20 protein-coding genes are annotated in these 20,498 nt (G+C 60.7%); 14 read left to right on the top strand and 6 right to left on the bottom strand.

The window, feature by feature from the left end:
* Nucleotides 1–123: 123 nt before the first annotated feature.
* Nucleotides 124–561 carry a BrxA/BrxB family bacilliredoxin gene (locus RBI05_RS07660; protein ID WP_150459630.1) on the top strand — a complete coding sequence of 146 codons (438 nt, stop codon included), beginning with the start codon at nt 124–126 and terminating at the stop codon, nt 559–561.
* A gap of 102 nt (nt 562–663) precedes the next feature.
* Here the strand turns inward: RBI05_RS07660 and RBI05_RS07665 are convergent, their stop codons facing one another.
* Nucleotides 664–1,488 (bottom strand): alpha/beta hydrolase family protein, encoded by an 825-nt coding sequence (locus RBI05_RS07665; RefSeq protein ID WP_150459629.1) that lies wholly within the window; start codon nt 1,486–1,488, stop codon nt 664–666.
* 145 nt (nt 1,489–1,633) lie between these two features.
* Here RBI05_RS07665 and acpS point away from each other — a divergent pair, with 145 nt between their 5' ends.
* Together acpS and mutY are read left to right on the top strand one after the other, a co-directional pair.
* The gene (gene acpS, locus RBI05_RS07670; protein WP_150459628.1) at nt 1,634–2,032 is read left to right on the top strand and encodes a holo-ACP synthase; all 399 of its coding nucleotides are present in this window, start codon (nt 1,634–1,636) and stop codon (nt 2,030–2,032) included.
* Nucleotides 2,025–3,368 carry an A/G-specific adenine glycosylase gene (gene mutY / locus RBI05_RS07675; protein WP_310550645.1) on the top strand — a complete coding sequence of 448 codons (1,344 nt, stop codon included), beginning with the start codon at nt 2,025–2,027 and terminating at the stop codon, nt 3,366–3,368. The genes acpS and mutY overlap by 8 nt, the downstream gene beginning before the upstream one ends.
* A 191-nt stretch (nt 3,369–3,559) precedes the next feature.
* Here mutY and RBI05_RS07680 read toward each other — a convergent pair whose 3' ends face one another.
* Nucleotides 3,560–4,168, bottom strand: coding sequence for a superoxide dismutase (locus tag RBI05_RS07680; RefSeq protein ID WP_310550646.1), 609 nt, complete (start codon nt 4,166–4,168; stop codon nt 3,560–3,562).
* A gap of 393 nt (nt 4,169–4,561) precedes the next feature.
* Here RBI05_RS07680 and RBI05_RS07685 point away from each other — a divergent pair, with 393 nt between their 5' ends.
* From RBI05_RS07685 to folE, 5 genes are all read left to right on the top strand, one after another.
* Complete coding sequence (locus RBI05_RS07685) at nt 4,562–4,981, top strand: GNAT family N-acetyltransferase (RefSeq protein WP_150459625.1); 420 nt, start codon at nt 4,562–4,564, stop codon at nt 4,979–4,981.
* Between the two features lie 172 nt (nt 4,982–5,153).
* Entirely contained in the window at nt 5,154–5,768 is a 615-nt protein-coding gene (gene lepB / locus RBI05_RS07690; protein ID WP_310550647.1) for a signal peptidase I, read from the top strand.
* Nucleotides 5,769–5,813: 45 nt separating this feature from the next.
* Entirely contained in the window at nt 5,814–6,989 is a 1,176-nt protein-coding gene (gene queG, locus RBI05_RS07695; protein ID WP_310550648.1) for a tRNA epoxyqueuosine(34) reductase QueG, read from the top strand.
* 91 nt (nt 6,990–7,080) lie between these two features.
* Nucleotides 7,081–7,332 (top strand): YneF family protein, encoded by a 252-nt coding sequence (locus RBI05_RS07700; RefSeq protein WP_150459623.1) that lies wholly within the window; start codon nt 7,081–7,083, stop codon nt 7,330–7,332.
* Between the two features lie 66 nt (nt 7,333–7,398).
* A complete protein-coding gene (gene folE / locus RBI05_RS07705; RefSeq protein ID WP_310550649.1) occupies nt 7,399–7,992 on the top strand; it encodes a GTP cyclohydrolase I FolE in 594 nt (197 codons plus the stop codon).
* A gap of 144 nt (nt 7,993–8,136) precedes the next feature.
* On the opposite strand, the gene RBI05_RS07710 is transcribed toward folE, so the two are convergent.
* Nucleotides 8,137–9,453, bottom strand: a complete 1,317-nt coding sequence (locus RBI05_RS07710; protein ID WP_310550650.1) for a beta/alpha barrel domain-containing protein — start codon at nt 9,451–9,453, stop codon at nt 8,137–8,139.
* 223 nt (nt 9,454–9,676) lie between these two features.
* Between RBI05_RS07710 and RBI05_RS07715 the strand changes: the two genes are divergently transcribed.
* Nucleotides 9,677–10,177 carry a pyridoxamine 5'-phosphate oxidase family protein gene (locus RBI05_RS07715; protein WP_150459620.1) on the top strand — a complete coding sequence of 167 codons (501 nt, stop codon included), beginning with the start codon at nt 9,677–9,679 and terminating at the stop codon, nt 10,175–10,177.
* Nucleotides 10,178–10,329: 152 nt separating this feature from the next.
* On the opposite strand, the gene RBI05_RS07720 is transcribed toward RBI05_RS07715, so the two are convergent.
* Nucleotides 10,330–11,391 (bottom strand): Fe-Mn family superoxide dismutase, encoded by a 1,062-nt coding sequence (locus tag RBI05_RS07720; RefSeq protein WP_310550651.1) that lies wholly within the window; start codon nt 11,389–11,391, stop codon nt 10,330–10,332.
* 241 nt (nt 11,392–11,632) lie between these two features.
* A complete protein-coding gene (locus tag RBI05_RS07725; protein WP_310550652.1) occupies nt 11,633–12,694 on the bottom strand; it encodes an alpha/beta hydrolase in 1,062 nt (353 codons plus the stop codon).
* A gap of 231 nt (nt 12,695–12,925) precedes the next feature.
* Here RBI05_RS07725 and RBI05_RS07730 point away from each other — a divergent pair, with 231 nt between their 5' ends.
* Entirely contained in the window at nt 12,926–13,672 is a 747-nt protein-coding gene (locus tag RBI05_RS07730) for an IclR family transcriptional regulator (RefSeq protein ID WP_310550653.1), read from the top strand.
* 109 nt (nt 13,673–13,781) lie between these two features.
* Here RBI05_RS07730 and acnA read toward each other — a convergent pair whose 3' ends face one another.
* Nucleotides 13,782–16,520: an aconitate hydratase AcnA gene (gene acnA, locus RBI05_RS07735; RefSeq protein WP_310550654.1), complete on the bottom strand. Its 2,739-nt coding sequence runs from the start codon at nt 16,518–16,520 to the stop codon at nt 13,782–13,784.
* A 224-nt stretch (nt 16,521–16,744) separates the two neighbouring features.
* Here acnA and RBI05_RS07740 point away from each other — a divergent pair, with 224 nt between their 5' ends.
* From RBI05_RS07740 to uvsE, 4 genes are all read left to right on the top strand, one after another.
* Nucleotides 16,745–17,800, top strand: coding sequence for an amidase domain-containing protein (locus tag RBI05_RS07740; protein WP_310550655.1), 1,056 nt, complete (start codon nt 16,745–16,747; stop codon nt 17,798–17,800).
* 15 nt (nt 17,801–17,815) lie between these two features.
* Entirely contained in the window at nt 17,816–18,913 is a 1,098-nt protein-coding gene (locus tag RBI05_RS07745; protein WP_310550656.1) for a D-alanine--D-alanine ligase, read from the top strand.
* A gap of 189 nt (nt 18,914–19,102) precedes the next feature.
* A complete protein-coding gene (locus tag RBI05_RS07750; protein WP_150459613.1) occupies nt 19,103–19,426 on the top strand; it encodes a hypothetical protein in 324 nt (107 codons plus the stop codon).
* Nucleotides 19,423–20,433, top strand: a complete 1,011-nt coding sequence (gene uvsE / locus RBI05_RS07755; RefSeq protein WP_310550657.1) for a UV DNA damage repair endonuclease UvsE — start codon at nt 19,423–19,425, stop codon at nt 20,431–20,433. Before RBI05_RS07750 ends, uvsE begins: the two co-directional genes overlap by 4 nt.
* The last annotated feature ends 65 nt before the right edge of the window (nt 20,434–20,498 follow it).

Here is a 20,498-nt window from a genome sequence, read left to right on the forward strand (position 1 = left end):
GGCCCCATCATAGCATTAGACAAGGACCGAAGCCAGCCTGGAGGGGTCCGCCGGCTGTTCTCTTGCTTTCAGAGAGTTGGAATGTATAATAAAGTTAGTTCATTACTAAGGAGAGTGACCGACATGTCGATGTTTTTTCACCAACATATGAGAGACTCCATCCAGCCGATGCGCGATGACCTGACCAGCATCGGGTTCCAGGAGCTGCTGACGCCGGAGGACGTGGAGGCCGCGCTGCCTAACGCCAAGGGAACCGCTCTTGTTGTCGTCAATTCCGTCTGCGGCTGCGCTGCCGGACAATGCCGTCCCGGGGTCGCCGAAGCCCTCAGAGAGAGCGGAGTCAAGCCGGACCATCTGTTCACGGTGTTCGCCGGACAGGAGAGAGAAGCTACGGCCAAGGCGCGCGAATACTTCGCTCCGTACCCGCCGTCCTCGCCGTCCATCGCCCTGATGAAAGACGGAGAGCTGGTGCATTTCATCGAGCGTCATGGCGTGGAAGACCGCTCCGCCGCCGAGATCGCGGATGAGCTGAAGGAGATTTTCAGCCGGTACTGCCAATAATCTGATTAGAACGCAGCGATCCCGCCGCCCCTTTCGTGGGCGTGCGGGATCGCTGCGTTCCGGGCTGCGAAGATTCATTCAAGGAACAGCTGCGGACGGGGATTAACCCGCCAGCACCCGTTCCACGAAGGCCCGGGTGGCCGCAAGGGCGGCTTCGAGCTGCGGCGTCGTTCCGGCAAAAGGATGGACGGTGCCGAAAGTATGGTTGCCTCCCGGAATCCGTACCCATTCGATATCCGGCCGGACATCGACAAGCCGCTGCGATCCCCGGATCAGATGTTCTCCGTCCCCGGTGCCTTGAATCAGCACGACGGGGAAGTCGGCTCCGGCCAAGCGGAAGATCAGCTGGTAGCGGTCACGCTGCCGCTCGAGATCTTCCAGAATCACGGCATCCAGCGGCATCTGCTGGCCGGTCCGTCCGTTCAGCACGAAGGCCCGGCCGTTCTCGCGCATCCCCTGCTTCTGCTCTTCGGTGAACAGATCGAGGTCGGTCACGCCGTTCCAGCAGATGACCCCGGCGGCTTCGCCCGGATGATCCAGGGCATAGAGCAGGCAGTCGCCCGCTCCCCGGCTGTGGCCGATCAGGAACAGCGGCAGTCCGCCGAGCTTGGGATGCTGGCTGAGATAGGCCAGCAGCACCTGCAAGTCCCGGCTCTCCCGGTCGTAGGTATTGCGGGCGAACTTCTCCAGCTCGGTGAAATTCATCAGATCCTCGCCGATTCCGCCGTGGGAAAAATTGAAGGTAACAACTTCATAGTCCCGGCTGAGCGTCTCGGCGGCATAGGGGAACATGCCCCAGTCTTTGAAGCCTTTGTAGCCGTGGGCGATGACGATAAGCGCTTTGGCTCTTGCGGCCGGGGAAAAACGCGAACAGCGGAGAACGGCGTCGTCTCCGGCCGGAATCTCAAAGTGCTGAACGTTCTTCATAACAGTGCGCTCCTTGTCTGATGGGATAACCGGCGTCTGGACACCTGCCGGATTATTATATAGAATAAAGAAATTTGTTGAGAGGAACTCTTCCTCTATTAAGATAGCAGAAACGGAGCTGCAAAACTACTAAGGAGCGAAGGACATGATATTCGGAATCGGACATGATCTGGTCGAGATCGAACGGGTAGGGCGGCTGCTGGCCGGCAAAAGCGCGGAGCGGTTCCTGGACCGGATTCTGACCGTCCGGGAACGGGAAGCCATGCGGGCGCGGCCCGGGCGCGAGCAGGAATTCGCCGCCGGCCGGTTCGCGGCGAAGGAAGCCATCGCCAAGGCATTCGGCTGCGGCATCGGCGCAACGCTCGGCTTCGGCGACATGGCGATTGTGCCGGCCGAAGGCGGCCGTCCGGCGGCAGAGCTGAGCGAGGCGGCGTGGACCCGGCTTGGCCTGGAGCCCGGCCGGTGCGCCGTTCATCTGACGATTACGCATGAGCGGCAGATGGCTTCGGCCTTTTGCGTGGTGGAGGTGAAGCGCGGTGACTGATACGAAACTGGAAGAACGCTGGCCCCGCGAAGACCGGGAATTCTTCAGTGCGGGACTGCTGGACTGGTATTTGGCGCATAAACGCGATCTGCCCTGGCGGCGGACCCGCGACCCGTACCGGATCTGGGTATCGGAAATCATGCTGCAGCAGACGCGGGTGGATACGGTCATTCCGTATTTCCTGCGGTTCGTCGAACGCTTCCCCGATGTGACTGTGCTGGCGGATGCGCCGGAGGAGGACGTGCTGAAATGTTGGGAGGGCCTCGGCTACTACTCCCGGGCGCGCAATCTCCAGCAGGCTGCGAAGGATGTGAAGGAGCGCTACGGCGGCGTGATTCCAAACGATGTGGAAGCAGTGGCCGGCCTGAAGGGCGTCGGACCGTATACGGCGGGCGCAATTCTGAGCATCGCGTTCGGGCGGCCGGAACCGGCGGTGGACGGCAATGTCATGCGGGTGCTGTCGCGCTTCTTCCTGATTGACGACGACGTCGCCAAGCCGAAGACACGCATTCTGATGGAAGGACTGGCCCGGGAGCTGATCCCCGAAGGGGAAGCGCGGGAGTTTAACCAGGCGCTGATGGAGCACGGGGCCATGACCTGCACGCCGAAATCGCCGCGCTGCCTCGTCTGCCCCGTGATGGAACGCTGCGCGGGGCGGCTGGCGGGCCGGGAGAACGAGCTGCCCGTCAAGAGCAAGGCGAAGCCGCCGCGCCCCGAGACGCGGCTTGCGGCGCTGGTGGAAGGCCGCGGCGCGCACGCGGGCAAGGTACTGATCCGGCAGCGTCCGGCCCAGGGCCTGCTGGCCCGCATGTGGGAGCTGCCGCACTGGCCGGCGCCGGAGGAGAGCGGCGCCCCCGGCGACCGTCCCCGGGGCAGAGCGGGGACGCGCAGGAGCGGCCTTCCGGCGGCGCCGCCGGAAGAAGCCGTGCGGGACCGGCTGCGCCGGTCCCTGGCGGGGGCCGGGATCGCAGCCCGGCCCGGGAAGCACTGGACGGCTGCCGAGCACACGTTCAGCCATCTGCAATGGACCCTGCAGGTATACCTCTGCAGGGAGGAAGAGCTTCCGCTGCCGATGGCTGCGGAAGCCAGGGTGCCTTACGGGGCGGCGGGCGCAGCCGCCCCGGGGGAGGCTCCGGCAGGCGAAGCGCCGGAGCCGGTGCTGCCGTTCGAGGCCGGGCCCGGCTCGTCCGGGGATTCCGGCCCGCACCGCTGGATCGGCCGGGAAGAGATGGCCGGCTACGCTTTTCCGAACGTGTTCCTGAAGCTGCTGAACGCCTACTTCGATCAGCGCGAGCAGGGGGAGACGCGAGGACAGGAACCGGAACAGGAAGAATAGGCAGCAGCAGGACCAACAGCAGAACCATCAGCAGAACCAGCAGCAGAACCAGCAGCAGAACCAACAGCAGAACCAACAGCAGAACCATCAGTAGACCTGACGGCCACTTGTCCGGCAGGCGGCGCACAGCAAGAAGCCCCGAACCTTCCGGTCCGGGGCTTCTTGCTGTTCAGGCTATAGGCGGGGCAGAATTACTTTGCGCTGTCGTAGCGCTTGCCCACGGCTTCCCAGTTCACAACGTTCCAGAACGCCTTGATGTAATCCGGGCGCTTGTTCTGGTATTTCAGGTAGTAAGCATGCTCCCATACGTCCAGGCCGAGGAGCGGAGTCGCGCCGTCCATGATCGGGCTGTCCTGGTTCGGGGTGCTGGTAACGGCCAGCTTGCCGTCCTTAACGGTCAGCCAGGCCCAGCCGCTGCCGAAGCGGGTAGTGGCCGCAGCCGCGAAATCTTCCTTGAACTTATAGAAACCGCCCAGTTCCTTGTCGATGGCTTCAGCCAGCGCGCCGGTCGGAGCGCCGCCGCCGTTAGGGCCGATTGTCTCCCAGAACAGCGAGTGGTTGGCATGGCCGCCGCCGTTGTTGCGGACAGCCGTGCGGATCGCTTCCGGTACGGAGTTGATGTCGGCGAGCAGTTCTTCCAGGCCCTTGCCTGCGAGTTCCGGAGCCTTTTCCAATGCAGCGTTCAGGTTCGTAACATAGGTGTTGTGGTGGCGGTCGTGGTGGATTTCCATCGTTTGAGCATCAATGTGGGGTTCGAGTGCGTCGTTAGCGTAAGGAAGTGCCGGTAATTCAAATGCCATGGAAAAATCCCTCCTGAGTGGTATTGGAATTGATATGACCATTAAACCGCATTCGCTGGAAGAATGCAACACTAAACAAACACAAACGTTTGTTTAGTAAGGAGCCTTTGCCTCCGGGGAGGAGACAGCTGTTCGGTCCGGGAACACAAGGCTGACACTGCTTTACACAGATCGGGAAATTTCAAAAATTCGCAGGACTGAAATTCAATGAATTTACATAAATCTCGATGAAAACGCTTTATATAAAGCGCTTTCGGGAGAAATGTAATGATATCGCGAGAAAAGTATGTTTTAATACTACTAGAAGCAGGTATTCCTCGAAATTTGATGTTTCCACCCGCCTATCAAGGGAACTCCTTCAATCCATGCCAAAGAAAAGGGAGATTTTGAAGAATGCAGGTTCGATCCATTCAGTTAAGCGATTGCAGCTCGGTAATAGAGCTGCTGCAGACAGCCCTGTCTGAAGAATGTTTCGAGAACACGATGGAGCCTTTTTCCCGGCAACTGTCGTGGGACTCCGACTTGATTGTCGTAGCCGAAGAAGACGGCGCCATTGTCGGCGCGCTGATCGGCACGATCGAGAAGAACCAAGGCTGCTATTTCCGGATTGCCGTACATCCCGACTATCGCCGCAGAGGAATCGGCCGCAGTCTTGTACAGGCAATGGAGAGCCGCTTCCAGGCCCGCAAGGTCGGCGGGATCTATGTGGCGGTGGACGAGCATAACGATCCTGTACTGCCGCTCTACGAAGCGATGGGCTACGGAGAGAACAAGGCATTCCGCTCGGTGCGCCATTTAAGCATTGTGGGTTGACAGCGTTGTATCCGGTTCCAAGCCGGACAAGTGACCGTACTTATAGAAGCAAATGGAATTGAACCGGATGTGCCGGTTCCTTTATACTAGGCATATCCCCCGGGCCTTGAGGCCGGTTAGGGATATGCTTTTCTATTGGAAGACGGCTAACGGACCGTCGGAAGGATCAGCCATGAACGAACCTGAACGCGAAGGCGCTGCGCCCCAGTTCCCCAACCGTACCGACATGCACACCCGGCGCCGCCGGCTGCGGCGAAGAAGCGGCTGGAAGGGCGCTCTCCGGGATATTATCATTGCCGCAGCAGTCGCGGTGGCGGCGGTTACCCTGCTGAACCTGTATGTCTTCAACCTATCCGTCGTGGAAGGCCAGTCGATGCAGCCGACGCTGCTCGAGGGCGAACGGCTGTTCATTAATAAGATCGGCCTGCTCTTCACGCCCCCGGGAAGGGGCGAGATTGTCGTGCTTCATGATCCCGAAGACGGACCGCAGGCCAAGGAATATCTCGTCAAGCGGGTGATCGGCATTCCCGGCGACACGGTGGAGGTGCGGGAGCACGAATTGTACGTCAACGGGAGACCGGTGCCGGAGTCCTATACCGACGTGCCGATCGGCGATGCCGATTTTGCGGCGGTCACGGTCAGCCCGGATCATTACTTCGTGATGGGCGACAACCGCCGGTCCGGGGCAAGCCGGGACAGCCGGTTCTTCGGCGAAGTGGACGAAGAGCGGATTGTCGGACGGGCCTCGCTGATCTGGTGGCCGCTGTCCAAGTTCCGCGGGCTGTAGCGCCCGTGGGCAAGAAGAAGGTAATAACTAGAGGAGGCTTACTCAATGAACCCCATGAACCCGGCAGCGGAAGTATCCGCTTCCCGTCGCTGGGAACAACTGAAAGCCGAGCTGACAGCGGCCGCGCCGGCGCTTGGCATTGACAGTATCGGGTTCGCCGCGGCGGACCCTTTTCTATATCTCAAAGAACGGCTGCAGCAGCACCGGGACCGGGGCCATGAATCCGGGTTCGAGGAGCCGGATCTGGACAAACGGACGACTCCGGCGCTTGCGGCCGGAACGCCGCGCTCGATTCTGGCGGTCGCGGTGGCCTACCCGTCCAAGATGAAGAACCCGCCGAAGTCGGAGTCCGGCGCGCGCCGGGGCATTCTGGCCCGCTCCGCCTGGGGGCGGGACTATCATCTGGTGCTGAGAGAGGCACTGGAGAAGCTGGAGGCGTTCATCCGGGAGCGGGTGCCGGAGGCCGTCATGGAGAGCATGGTCGATACCGGCGTGCTGGTGGACCGGGCGGTGGCAGAGCGGGCCGGGATCGGCTTCAGCGGCAAGAATTGTTCGATTATTTCGCCGGAGTGGGGCTCCTGGATCTATCTCGGCGAGCTGGTGACGGATATCCCGTTCCCTCCCGACAAGCCGGTTGAAATGGGCTGCGGCGACTGCACCAAATGCATCGACGCCTGTCCGACGGGAGCCCTGGTCGGCTCCGGAGAACTCAACGCCCAGGCCTGCGTGTCCTACCTGACCCAGACCAAAGGCTACTTAAGCGATGAATATATGGCCAAAATCGGCAATCGGCTGTACGGCTGCGACACCTGCCAGATTGTATGCCCCTACAACCGGGGCAAGGATTGGGATCACCGGCCGGAGCTTCAGCCGGACCCCGAACAGGCCAAGCCGCTGCTGCTGCCGATCCTGGATCTCAGCAACAAGGAATTCAAGGAGAAGTTCGGCAGCAGCGCAGCTGCCTGGAGAGGCAGGAAGCCGATTCAGCGGAATGCGGTGATCGCGCTCGGCAACTTCAAGGAAGCCGGCGCGGCGCCGAAGCTGGCCGGGGTGCTGGCGGACGATCCCCGGCCGGAGCTGCGGGCTGCGGCCGCCTGGTCGCTGTCGAGAATCGGCGGGGAAGAGGCCCGCGAAGCTTTGGAGAAAGCCCTCGGACGCGAGAGCGTGGCCGAGGTGCTGGCCTATATCAGCCGCGGTCTGGAGCGGCTGGACAGCCGCTGATTTTCCAATTGCTGTCCCCAGAGTGAAATGCTATGATAGAATCGCGCGCTTGAGGCGCGCCAATATACAGAACGGGGTGGGCTTGTACACGATGAATATTGCGCTTCCTATTATCACCTTGATCGTTGGGCTGCTCGGCGGCTTTTTCATAGGCGTGTTCTATCTGCGCAAGCAGATGACACGGATGCAGAACGATCCGGACATGCTGCAGAAGGTGGCGAAGCAGATGGGCTACAATCTGAACGGCAAACAAATGCAGCGCGCTCAGCAGATGCTGAAGAACCAGAATCCGCCCGCACGCGGACAGGCTCCGGCGAACCGGGCGCCCAAGCGCAAGAAATAACCAGAATAAGAGAGCGGAAGCAGGCAGCCGTTTGAACGGCAAGAGCCGTCGGAAGGGAGCAGCCGCATGAGAGGCGTCAAGGATTGCCGCAACGTTAAAGTTGCGGAGAACCGGGAATTGATCGAGGGCCATATCCGCGAGATTCTGGAGCTGATCGGCGAGGACCCCGGCCGTGAAGGGCTGCTGGATACGCCGGCCCGGGTGGCCCGGATGTATGAAGAGATATTTGGCGGATACGCGGCGCACCCCAGGGAGACGCTCGGCGTAACGTTCGACGAGAGCCATGAAGAACTGGTTATTGTCAAGGATATTGTATATTACAGCCAGTGCGAGCACCATATGGCGCCGTTCTTCGGCAAGGTGCATATCGGCTATATTCCGAACGGCCGGATCGCCGGTCTCAGCAAGCTCGCCCGGCTGGTCGAAGCGGTCACGCGCCGCCTGCAGGTGCAGGAGCGCATTACCTCCCAGATCGCCGACATTATGGAAGAGGTGCTGGAAGCCCAAGGCGTTATGGTAGTCGTGGAAGGCGAGCATCTGTGCATGTGCGCCCGCGGCGTGAAGAAGCCGGGAAGCAAGACGGTTACGACGGCGGCACGGGGATTGTTCCGCGCCGATCCGGCGGCCAGAGCAGAATTTCTGGCACTTATCAAGGAATAGCACCGATACGGTTATAACAGAAGAGGCGGCCAGGTACGGGATTGACCCGTATCTGGCCGCCTCTTGGCGTATCGGGAGCCGGGGAGCGAAGGGCTGACCCCAAAGCACTCCATATCGGCGGCGATCCGGCGCTTGCGCCGGCTGTTAGACCGTCAGCATCTTCGTATACTCGGGAAGAAACTCCCGGGCCGCCTCCATCAGTTCCGCATCCGACAGACTGGTGGTCCGCCCGTCGCTGTACTGCTCCGCCACCCAGGCGGTCATCTTCTGGATGCCGGGATGCCGTTTGTCGATCGTCTCTCCGCCGGGAATCGGCAGATGAGCATTGACCCAGAAAGCGACCCCGGCTGCGCCGGCTTTGTCGGTGACCTGCACGCCGAGCGGACGGTTCAGCAGCTTGCCGGTATCAAAGATATTGTAGATTTCCTCGTTCTTCACCAGCCCGTCGGCGTGAATCCCGGCTGCGGTGACGTTGAACTGCTTCCCGACGAACGGCGTCATTGGAGGCACCTCGTATTGAAGCTCCCGGCCAAAGTATTCGGCCATCTCCGTAATCACCGTCAGGTCCACATCCGTATCGCCGGTCATGCCCATATACTCGATCAGCATCGCTTCAATCGGCGTATTTCCCGTCCGCTCCCCGAAGCCGAGCAGCGTACCGTTAACGCCCCCGGCGCCGTAGAGCCAGGCGGAGGCTGCATTCGTCAGCACTTTGTAGAAGTCATTGTGTCCGTGCCACTCCAGCATGGACGAGTCGATCCCGGTCTCGCTGCGCAGCGTGTGAATCAGCGCCGGCACGCTGCGGGGCAGCGCGGCGCCGGGATAGGAGACGCCGAGTCCCATCGTATCGCAGAGCCGGACCTTGACCGGAATGCCGCTCTGGCGGGAGAGCTCCATCAGCTTCTGGACAAAAGGAATAACCATGCCGGGAACATCGGCCCGGGTGACGTCTTCCAAGTGGCAGCGGGGACGGATTCCGGCTTCCAGCGCGGCTTCCACGATGCCCAGGTACTGGTTCATCGCTTCCTCGCGCGTCAGACCGAGCTTCAGGAAGATGTGGTAGTCGGAGATCGAGGTCAGAATGCCGGTCTCCTTGATGCCCATCTCCTTGACGAGCGCGAAATCCTGCTTGACGGCCCGGATCCAGGCCGTAATCTCGGGGAATTCATAGCCTTTCTCCATGCAGGCGCGGACCGCATCGCGGTCTTTTTGACTATAAAGGAAGAACTCGGACTGGCGGATAATCCCCCGGGGGCCGGATAAGCGGTGCAGGAAATCGAACAGATCGGCAATCTGCTTGACGGTATAGGGCGGCCGGGCCTGCTGGCCGTCGCGGAAGGTAGTATCGGTAATGAAGATATCTTCCGGCAGGGCGGTGGGAACGGTCGTGCCATCCCATACAATGCGGGGAGGAGTCGAATAAGGGAACTGGTCACGGTAAAATTCGGGCTGCGCCGTCATGGCGAATCATCATCTTCTTTCCGGTTGAATAAATGCTTTAAGACGATGATACAGCGCAGTGCCATAATAAGTAAAATGAATAAATTCTATTTTATTGAAAGATTTTTTGTATCAATCCGGCCGCCTGGAGGCCCTTCTCGGGTTAAGGAGAGCAGAGGAAGGGTAAGATTAAAGGGTAAGATTAATTGTATGCAATCCATCCTAAACAAGAGGTGACGCTACGATGAATCAACCGAATGATTGGAATGCAGAAGCCATCGACAAAGTGAAGGAACTGATTAAAGGAATGGACACCGCCATGCTGACCACGATCAGCGACAAAGGCCCGGTCTCGCGTCCCATGAAGACCCAGGAGGTCGAGTTCGACGGCGACATCTGGTTCCTGACGAAGAAGGATACCAGCAAATATCAGGAGATTCTCGGCAACCGCAATGTGAATGTTGTGTATGCCGGCAAGTCTTATGTCTCCGTTCGCGGAACCGCCGAGATTGTGGAGGATGCCGCGAAGAAGAAGGAATTCTGGAACCCGGTATACGAGAAAATGCTGGAGACTTCCTATGACGATCCCAACGTGGTGCTGATTAAGGTCCACGCAGCCGCTGCGGAGTACTGGGATACCGGAAGTATGGTGAAGAGCGCAATCTCTCTGGTCCGCAAAATCACCGGCTCCTCCAAAGACACGCATCTGAACGAGACCGTCGAGCTGGATGGAAGACAGCCCTGACCGGATCATTCGGCCGAACCTTCCGGCGGCTCTAAAATGACCCATTAGTCATTACTCTCTATCCGGGCGGGGAGCTTGCAGGCCCTTTGCCCGGTCTTACAGCCCGCTCCCTAGCCGGAAGCGGGCTGTGAGACTCTTCTGGGCCAGAACGGCTAGAACGGCTGCCATTTCAACCGGCTGGCAGCCTCGAACCGCTCCGATACATAGGGCCAGTTCACCACATTCCACCAGTCCTTGATGTAATCGGCGCGCTTGTTCTGGTGCTTGAGATAATAGGCATGCTCCCAGACATCCAGCGCCAGCAGCGGCACTGCATCCCATTGTGAGAGGTTCTGGTGCTTCTCTGCGGTCAGGATCTCCAGCCGCCGGCTGCGCGGGCTCCAGACGAGAATCGCCCAGCCGCTCCCTTCCACTTTCTCGGCCGCCTGGCTGAACTGCTTCTTGAAGGCGTCGTAGCTGCCGAAATCGCGCTCGATCGCCTGCAGAAGCGGTCCGGTCGGCTGCCCGCCGCCCTTCGGCGACATTTCATCCCAGAAGATCGTATGCAGATAATGACCGGCTCCGTTGAATGCAAGCTCCCGCTCCCAGTGCTTCACCAGCTCGAAATCGCCGCTCCGGCGCGCATTGGCGAGCTTCTTCTCGGCCTTGTTCAGACCGTCGACATACGCTTGGTGGTGGATGTCATGGTGAATCCGCATCGTCTTCTCGTCGATATGAGGCTCCAGCGCATTGTAGGCATAAGGCAGCGGAGGGAGCGTGTGGCCTCCGATCGATACAGACTTCTCCGTCTTCTCGCGAACCGGTTCGTCCTGGGGAAGGGCGGCGAGATAATTCTCCGACTCGCCGACCGGCTGCCGAAGCAGTTCCTGGCCGGCCGGGAGCGCTTGGACCGCCGCGCTCTGTTCGGCCAGCGCTCCGAGCTGGCGGATGAACGCCTGCGACTGCGCCCGGGCTGTCGAGAGCAGCGTCCCCGTCCGGTCTGCTCCGTCGCGGGCGGAGCGGCCCGAAGCCGACACTTCTTCCAGCAGGCTGCGGGCCGCTCCTTCGGTCGCCTCGAAGACGCGGGCCCATTCGCCCAACAGATTGACATAAGGGGGCTCGAGCGCCGGGATATGGCGTATAAGAAGCTCTGCGTGCTCCTTCTCCCGTCTCTTCCAGAATATGATTTCCTCCAGTGTGCGCATCAGCGGTACAGATCCATACACATACAACATTCCGTCCGACCTCCCGTCATTGATCTCTCCTACAGCCTATGAGTCGCATCGGGGAGTCATACCTGCTTGATTGTTCACCGGAGTCCCGCTCGCCCGCTCTCCGAAGAAAGATGCGGCGGGCCTTAACCGCAAAACGCCAGCCCCAGGCTAATCCTGGGACTGGCGCTTTGCTGTTAAATGGAAGAAGAGTCCACCGCGACGACCGGGATTGAACGATGATGCCGGGCAGGCTGCCTCCGCTTTATCGGCCGGCAGAGTCGTCCGCGGCAGCCTTCGCCTTAGACTGGGCAGCCGCATATTCCTTCGCCAGCGGAACATTGCCCAGGAAGGCCGAGACCCGGCGCAAATATTCGCGCGGATGCTCGCGGAACAGCAGCTCATGATGGCTGCCTTTGACGATCCAGGAGCCGGAGTACGGGTTGGTCTGGCCAGCGGCCAGCTCCTCGGCGATGGCGTAGGGAGCCTTGACGTCACTGGTTCCGTGCAGGAAGAGAATCGGGAAAGGGTAGTCCTCCGACTTCACCTTCCGGTAAGGAATCTGGTCCAGCCCGGTTCCGTTAAGAACGGGGAAGAGCATTTCCATTATCTCCAGGGACGGATGCCGGGGGAGATCGATATTTTGCTTAATATTGTGGTAGAGGGTGTCCGGCTCCAGCAGGAACGTGCTGTCGAGAATCATGGCATCGATATCGCCGGTGCGCAGTCCGGCCTGCAGCGCCGTGCCCGCTCCCATCGAGAAGCCCCAGACGACGATCTCCTGCGCACCGCGCTGTTTGGCCAGCTGGACGGCGCCCAGAAGCTGCTGCGATTCTTTCTTGCCACCGGTGGCGATGTCCTTGTTGGTCTGGGAAGCAAAGCCGTAATCGAACATGACGACATTGAAATTCAGCTTGTGCGCATAGTGGGCCAGATCATACATCGGCACCCACGATTCCTCGCGGTTCGCCCCGTAGCCGTGGCTGAACACGATGGTCTTGGTCGATCCTTCAGCCGGAATATACCAGCCCTGCACATTGCGGCTGCCGTCTATTGCCGGGAACGTGACGTCCTCGTATTCCAGGCCCTTGGCCAACATCGGATTGGAGAACAGCGGCGCGACGGTCGGGTTGGACAGCACCCAGGCGATGTAGCCGTGCAGCGAGATAAAACAGAAGGCGAAGAAGAAGAAGATCGAGAGCAGCAGCGCCCAGACGATATGGCGGAATCGGATCATCCGCAGCGACAGCTTGGGCTGCGTCTCGGACGGTGTGCGCTTGGATCGGGGGGAGACCGGCGTGCCGGGCTGACGAGTGACTAGATCCATGTGGGGTCCCCTCCTGGAATGGAATACGTTTAAGACTGTGTATGACTTATGGATTAAATATTTAACTTTGTAAATTAATCGTAGAGTGCCGGCGGCGATAAGTCAATGAATCCGATGGTTTTGTAATGGAACTGTAAACTGGACTTTTGGCGGTCTTTTGTTAAGATAAGGGGAGTACATAGATATGTAACCGGGTTTCACATGATGAAACACTTGAAGGGGAGCTATACAATGGATGATGAACGCAAATCAACCGTGCGCGCCGTGGAGCGCGCTCTTGATATTCTGCTCTGCTTCACGCGAAGCACGGAGCTGAGCCTGACCGAAATTGCGGCCGCCATCAGCCTGCACAAGAGCACCGTGCACCGCCTGCTGGCGACGCTGGAGGAGAAGGGCTTCCTGACCCGCGATGCGGCCACGGACAAATACCGGCTCGGCATCCGCATCTGGGAGCTGTCGACCCGATTGCCGGTTACCGGCGAGCCGGCGGCCCTGCTGCTGCCGCAGATGGAGAGCCTGCGCGACCGGCTCGGCGAGACGGTCAGCCTGTACCTGCGAGACGGTCTGGAGCGGGTGCGCATCCAGGCCGTTCAGAGCCACCAGGCGATCCGCCGGGTCGCGCAGATCGGGGCCCGGCTGCCGCTGTCGGTCGGCGCTTCGAGCAAGGTCCTGGCTGCCTATGCGCCGCCGGAGGTGCAGCAGCAGCTTCTGGAAGCTGCCGACTGGCCGGCCTTCGTCGACAAGCCCGGCTATATCCGCCAGCTGGAGGAGGTCCGGCGGCTCGGCTTCGCCGTTAGCTTCGAGGAGCGGGAACCGGGGGCGGCAGCGGTAGCAGTGCCGATCGTCGGCCGCTCGGGCGCGGTCGCGGCGGCTCTGTCGCTGTCGGGCCCCGTCAGCCGTCTGTCGCGGGAGACGCTGGCGAATTACGCGGCGGTGCTGAAGGAAGCGGCGGACGAGATGGGTCTGATGGTGCCGTGAGCGGCATGCAAAGAAGCAGCGCCGGAAGGATCGCATCTAGCGAGCTTCCGGCGCTGCTTCTATTTTTATAGAGGATGTATGGAATTCAAAATAAAAGGAAGATCCGGGATTACTCCGCTGCCGTAGCCGCAGGCGAAGCATCGCTCAGCATTTGGCGCAGCACCGTCTGGAGAATGCCGCCGTTGTGATAGTAGTCAATGTCCACCATGCTGTCGAGCCGCGCAATGACCGGGAAGTCGAACTGCGTGCCGTCTTCGCGGGTTACGGTGACGGTCAGCTCCTGGCCCGGCTGCACGTCGTTGCTCAGACCGCTGATGTCGAACGTCTCGCGGCCGGTCAGGCCGAGGCTGCCCCAGCCGTGTCCTTCCTGGAATTGCAGCGGCAGGACGCCCATGCCGACCAGGTTGCTGCGGTGAATCCGCTCGAAGCTCTCGGCGATGACGGCCTTCACGCCGAGCAGCAGCGTGCCCTTGGCCGCCCAGTCGCGGGAGCTGCCGGTGCCGTATTCCTTGCCGGCAATGACGACCAGATTCTGGCCGGCAGCCTGGTAGCGCATCGAGGCGTCATAGATGGACATCACTTCATCCGTCGGCAGGAAGGTGGTAACGCCGCCTTCCGTTCCCGGAGCCACCGCGTTGCGGATTCGGATATTGGCGAAGGTACCGCGCATCATCACTTCATGGTTGCCGCGGCGGGAGCCGTAGGAGTTGAAGTCCTTGCGTTCAACGCCGTGCTCCTGAAGGTACAGTCCGGCCGGACTCGACAGCGAAATATTGCCCGCAGGCGAGATATGGTCGGTCGTTACGGAGTCGCCGAGCATGGCCAGAGCCCGGGAGCCGGAAATATCGGCGATGTCGTTCAGGCCGTCCGCCAGATTCTCGAAGAACGGCGGGTTCTGGATATAGGTCGAGTTCTCATCCCACTCGTACAGCTCGCCTTCGGGAACGGGAATGGAATTCCAGCGCTTGTTGGCGGTGAAGACATTCTCGTACTTGCGGCGGAACATCTCGGGGCTGACCGAGAGGGAGATCGCTTCGCGGATCTCGGCCGAGGTCGGCCAGATATCCCGCAGATATACCGGTTCGCCCTGCGGATCTACGCCAAGCGGTTCGGTCTCCAGGTCGATATCGACCGTTCCTGCCAGGGCATAGGCGACGACGAGCGGCGGAGAGCCGAGGTAGTTGGCCTTGACCTGGGCGTGCACGCGGCCTTCAAAGTTCCGGTTGCCGGAGATGACGGCGGCCACTGTCATATCGTTGTCGGCAATGGCCTGGGCGACTTCGTCCGGCAGCGGGCCGGAGTTGCCGATGCAGGTGGCGCAGCCGTAGCCGGCAACGTGGAAGCCGAGCTTCTCCAGCGAATCGAGCAGGCCGGCCTTCTCCAGGTACTCGGTGACGACCAGCGAGCCCGGCGTCAGACTGCTCTTGACGTAGCCCGGCTTCGTCAGGCCGCGTTCCACGGCCTTCTTCGCGAGCAGGCCGGCTCCGAGCATCACGCTCGGATTGGAAGTGTTCGTACAGCTCGTGATCGCCGCAATGACGACCGAGCCGGTCTTCAGCACGCTCTTGCTGCCGTCCGGATGGGACAGTTCAACGCCCTGGGCAATCTTCTCGTCGCTGAGACCGTAGCCGCCCTTGTCCACCGGCGTGCGGATGATGCCTTCCCAGTTCTCCTTCATATGGGTCAGCTCGATCCGGTCCTGCGGACGCTTCGGTCCCGCAAGGCTCGGTACGACGGAAGCAAGGTCAAGCTCAATGATGTCGCTGAATACCGGGTCCGGCGTGTCTGCGGTGCGGAACATGCCCTGGGCTTTGTAGTAAGCTTCCACCAGCTGAACCAGCTCTTCCGGACGGCCAGTGCTGCGCAGATAGAACAGTGTCTCGTCGTCGACGGGGAAGAAGCCGATGGTCGCGCCGTACTCCGGCGCCATGTTGGCAACCGTCGCCCGGTCGGCCAGGCTGATGTTCGCGAGTCCGGGGCCGAAGAATTCGACGAATTTGCCGACAACGCCCTTCTTGCGCAGCATTTGGGTAACGGTCAGCGCGAGGTCGGTCGCCGTAGCGCCTTCCACCAGACTTCCGGTCAGCTTGAAGCCGACGACGTCCGGCGTAACGAAGTACAGCGGCTGTCCCAGCATGCCGGCTTCCGCCTCGATGCCGCCGACGCCCCAGCCGACAACGCCGAGACCGTTGATCATGGTCGTGTGCGAGTCCGTACCCACCAGCGAGTCGGGGAAGACGAGCGTCTCGCCGTCTGCGGTCTTGGTTGCGGCGACGGAGGCCAGGTATTCCAGATTGACCTGATGGACAATCCCGGTTGCGGGCGGAACGGCCCGGAAGTTGTTGAAGGCCGTCTGCGCCCAGCGCAGGAAGCGGTAGCGCTCCTCGTTGCGTTCGAACTCGACGTTCATGTTATATTCCAGCGCTTCAGGCGTGCCAAAAGCATCGACCATAACCGAATGGTCGATAACAAGGTCAACCGGCACCAGCGGATTGATCTGCTTGGGATCGCCGCCGGCTTTCTTGACGGTATCCCGCATGGCTGCGAGATCGACCACGACCGGTACGCCGGTGAAGTCCTGAAGCACGATACGTGCGGGAATGAACGGAATTTCCTTGTTGCGGTCGATATCTCCGCTCCAGCCGACGAGCTGCTTCACATGCTCTTCCGTAATGGCATGGCCGTCGAATTGACGGACGGCGGCTTCGAGCAGCACTTTAATCGAGAAAGGGAGGGAGGAAATGCGGCCGGGGTTCTGCTCTTCCAGAGCGTTCAGGTCGAAGTAGCGATACGTCTTGCCGCCCGCTTCGAGCGAACGGGCAATTTGAAACTGATCCTTGCTTGGCATGAATGCGCCTCCTTGTTTCATCTGGTGAAACAACATTTCATAAATTTCTATACTTTTAGTATAACGGTTACATCAGGGGGAGTAAAGGCTTTTTCCGTCCATTTCAGCCGAATTGTCCGCTCAACCGGATGGCTTCCAGCGTATAGCCGGCATCTTCCCTTCATATAAATGAGAAGCGGAAGCTTATGCGCCAGATGCGGCGACTTGGGAGGGGTGCAGGAACGATGGAACAGAACCGGTGGAAACAGGCGCTTTATTTATATGTAGACGGATGCAACCGGAGAAGGGTGGAGCCGCTCGTCTACGGCGGCGGGCATCAGGCCGGGGAGAGCGAAGGCCGCGGTCCGGACGCCGGTCTTCTGTCTCCGCAGCTCTCGGCGCTGGAAGCGGAGCGGGCGGCAGCGCTGGCGGAGTGGTACCGGGAGCGGGGAATCACGCCCCGGCGCGGCGAGACGGGAGTCAAGGTGCTGCACGCTGCCGAAGCGGCAGGCTCGGTGACGGCCGAGGTAGAGCTGCACAGCGCATTTTATTATGAAAAAGGAGGCGCGACCCACCGCGAAGACCGGCTGGAGCGCGAAACACTGATCTTCGAGCCGGCCGGAGCCGGCTGGCGTCTTCGTACCGTGAAGCGCCCGGTGCCGGAGCGCCTTCCGTTTCGCCTTCCCGAGCCGGTCTTGGCGGGCGGGGGGCTTGCGGCGGACGACGCGGGGGCCTCCCGGCTCCCGAGGCCGCTGCTGGGCCGGCAGGTAACCGGTCCGGACTCCGTGCGGGCGGTCCGGTACCGGCGGGAGGAGGCGGCCGCCTATGCCGACCGGTGGTGGAACGGGGGCAACCCGGAGTACGAATTTTTCCAGGTGGATTGCACCAATTACGTCTCCCAGTGCCTCTTTGCAGGGGGTGCTCCTTTCCTCTATACTGGTAAAAGAGAAACGGGCTGGTGGTATAAAGGACGGATCGGCGGACAGGAGTGGTGGAGCTACAGCTGGGCGGTGTCCAACAGCCTTCGCAAATATCTGGAAGGAGAGCGGACCCAGGGTCTTCGGGCTGAAGAAGTGGCCCGGCCGGAAGAGCTGCAGCTCGGCGACTGCATCCTGTACGACTGGGACGGGGATGGACGCTATCAGCACAGCACCGTCGTCGCCGCGTTCGACGCGGGCGGCATGCCGCTTGTCAACGCGCACACGGTGCCGAGCCGGCACCGCTACTGGGACTATCGCGATTCGTATGCCTGGACCGAGCGAACAACGTACCGTTTTTTTCATATTGCAGATTATTTATAAGAGAGAGGTACAGGAATGAACAACGCCAAAATTACCGTCGGTCTGGTGTACGGGGGGCGCTCGGGCGAGCATGAAGTTTCGCTGCAGACCGCTTTTGCCGTCATGAACGCCTTTGACTACGAGAAATATGCCATTATTCCCTTCTATATTTCCAAGCAGGGGGTATGGAAGATCGGAGAGCGTCTGGATTCGCCTCTTCGTGCGCCCGAACAGATGAAGCTGGAGAGCGTGGAGCCGGATATGGGCAAGGCGCTCAACGCCGTATTCGCGGGACTTGCCGCAGGAGACCGGCAAATCGACGTTATGTTCCCGATGCTTCACGGAACGTTCGGCGAAGACGGGACGATACAGGGACTTTTTGAAATGGCGAATATCCCTTACGTGGGGGCCGGCGTGCTGGCTTCGGCTGCAGGCATGGATAAGGTGGTTATGAAGAAGCTGTTCGACGAAGAGGGTCTGGATCAGTGCAAATACTGCTACTTCACCGCAGGCGTCTGGAAGCGCAAGAGCCATGATCTCATCTTCGATCTGGAGGACCGGCTCGGCTATCCGATGTTCGTCAAGCCGGCCAATCTCGGCTCCAGCGTCGGCATTTCCAAGGCTTCCGACAAGGAAGGCCTGATTCAGGCGGTGGAGACGGCGCTGCGCTATGATACCAAGGTCATCATCGAGGAGTTCGTCGATGCCCGCGAGCTTGAAGTCAGTGTGCTCGGCAACGATGATCCGGAAGCGTCCGTTCCCGGCGAGATTGTCTCTTCGGGCGACTACTACGATTATGCGGCCAAATACATCGACGGCAAATCGCAGATGCTCATTCCGGCTCCCGTCGATCCCGAGACGGCGGACCGGCTGCGCGAAGCGGCCGTGAAGGCTTTCCGCGCGATTGAGGGAAGCGGCATTACGCGGGCCGACTTCTTCGTCCGCCGAAGCGACGGCGCGATTCTGATCAATGAAGTCAACACGATGCCGGGCTTTACGCCGTTCAGCATGTATCCGCTGCTGTGGCGCGAGACGGGCGTATCGTATCAGGCGCTGCTCGACCGGATGATCGAGCTGGCGCTGGAGCGGTTCTCGGACCGGCAGAATCTCAAATACGACAACGACACGGTCTAGCGCGCGCATTCGCGTCTTGTCCGGAGGCTTCGTCCAAGGAGGCGGAGCGCAGGGACGGGCAGCGGGTATGCCGCGGCGGCGGTTAACCTATACTGGGCGTACGGGCCCGCGTTCCGGCCGGGCGGGGTAACCTCCCCGCCGGCGGAAGAGGGATACAATCAGGCCGCTGGCCTTGAGGGAGATGGGACTATGGGATTTCAGACGGAGTTCAATTCGGTATGCAAGTTCAAGAACGAGCAGGAGCTGTACGAGCTGCTGGAGTACGGGCGCACCAAGATGGTCAAGCAGGGCTTCCGCGTCTATCCGACCGGTCAGAAGGTCATCGCCTACACGCCGGACAACACGGCTGTCGCCATTGTGAAGATTTCGGCGTCCATCGCCGAAATCAACTTCCAGGGCCATGAAATTACAGCGGTCGAGATGGAGCTCGTCCGGAAGTTGAATGAGGAAGAGTCCCGGGTGCAGACCGCCCTCGCTTACGAGATGTTCTTCGGGGAACGGGCAGGCAAATGATTGTCCGCTTCGGTTATGTCGCAATGTCCACGGTGATCCCCGACTGTTCGCCGTCCAAGACGATGACGATGGCTTCCTTCCGCAAGCTGGACGACCGCGAAGCGGCCATCCGCCGGCTGGAGAGCATTGCCCGCGGCAATCTGCACAACACGCTGCGGCTACTGAAGCATAACGCCGGCTCGGACATCCGGGTCTACCGGATGACGTCCAAGCTGGTGCCGCTGGCGACGCATCCCGATCTCGCCGACTGGGACCCCATGACGGCTCTGGCCGCCGACTTTGCCGAGGTCGGCGCGTACGCGACGGACAAAGGGATTCGGGTATCGTTTCACCCCGATCATTTTACGGTTCTGAGCACGCCCAGACCGGAAGTGCTGGCGGCATCGGTGCGCGACCTGGAGCATCATGTGGACATGCTGGAAGCGATGAATCTGCCCGCCACCGCGAAGAACAATATTCATATCGGCGGAGCCTATGGGGACAAGCCCACAGCTTCGGACCGGTTCGCACGGCATTTCCGCGAGCTTCCGGAGCGGCTGCAGAAGCGGATCACGCTGGAGAACGACGACAAGACCTTCAATGCTCCCGAGACGCTGGCGGTCTGTCTGGATCTGGGCGTTCCGATGGTACTGGATATTCATCACCAGTGGGTCAACAATGACGGCGAGCGCCCCTGGGAGCTGTGGCCCGCCATTCTGCGGACCTGGCAGACTCCGCTGGCGCTTGCCGATGTGCCGGAAGGAGGGACGCTGCCGCCGAAGATCCACGTCTCCAGTCCGCGCGGACCGTCCGATCTGCGCAGCCATGCCGACGGGGTGGAGCCCGCGCCGCTCTTGTCGTTCCTCAAGCGGATCGCAGCGGACACGCCGGCCGTCGATGTCATGATCGAAGCGAAGGCCAAGGACGGCGCCCTGTTCGGGCTGATGGAGGAACTGAAGGCGATTGCCGCAATTCCCGGCAGCGGCGTCTCCGTGCGGGATGGAGCCTCGGTTGTCATCGAGTCCTAGGGAATCCGTCCCTCACTTGATCTGCCGGACGAAATAAGGTACGGTGAAGGCAGCGGGAGGCCGGG

It is taken from the genome of Paenibacillus glufosinatiresistens, assembly GCF_031470375.1.
GTDB classification, from domain to species: Bacteria; Bacillota; Bacilli; order Paenibacillales; family Paenibacillaceae; genus Paenibacillus_AQ; species Paenibacillus_AQ glufosinatiresistens.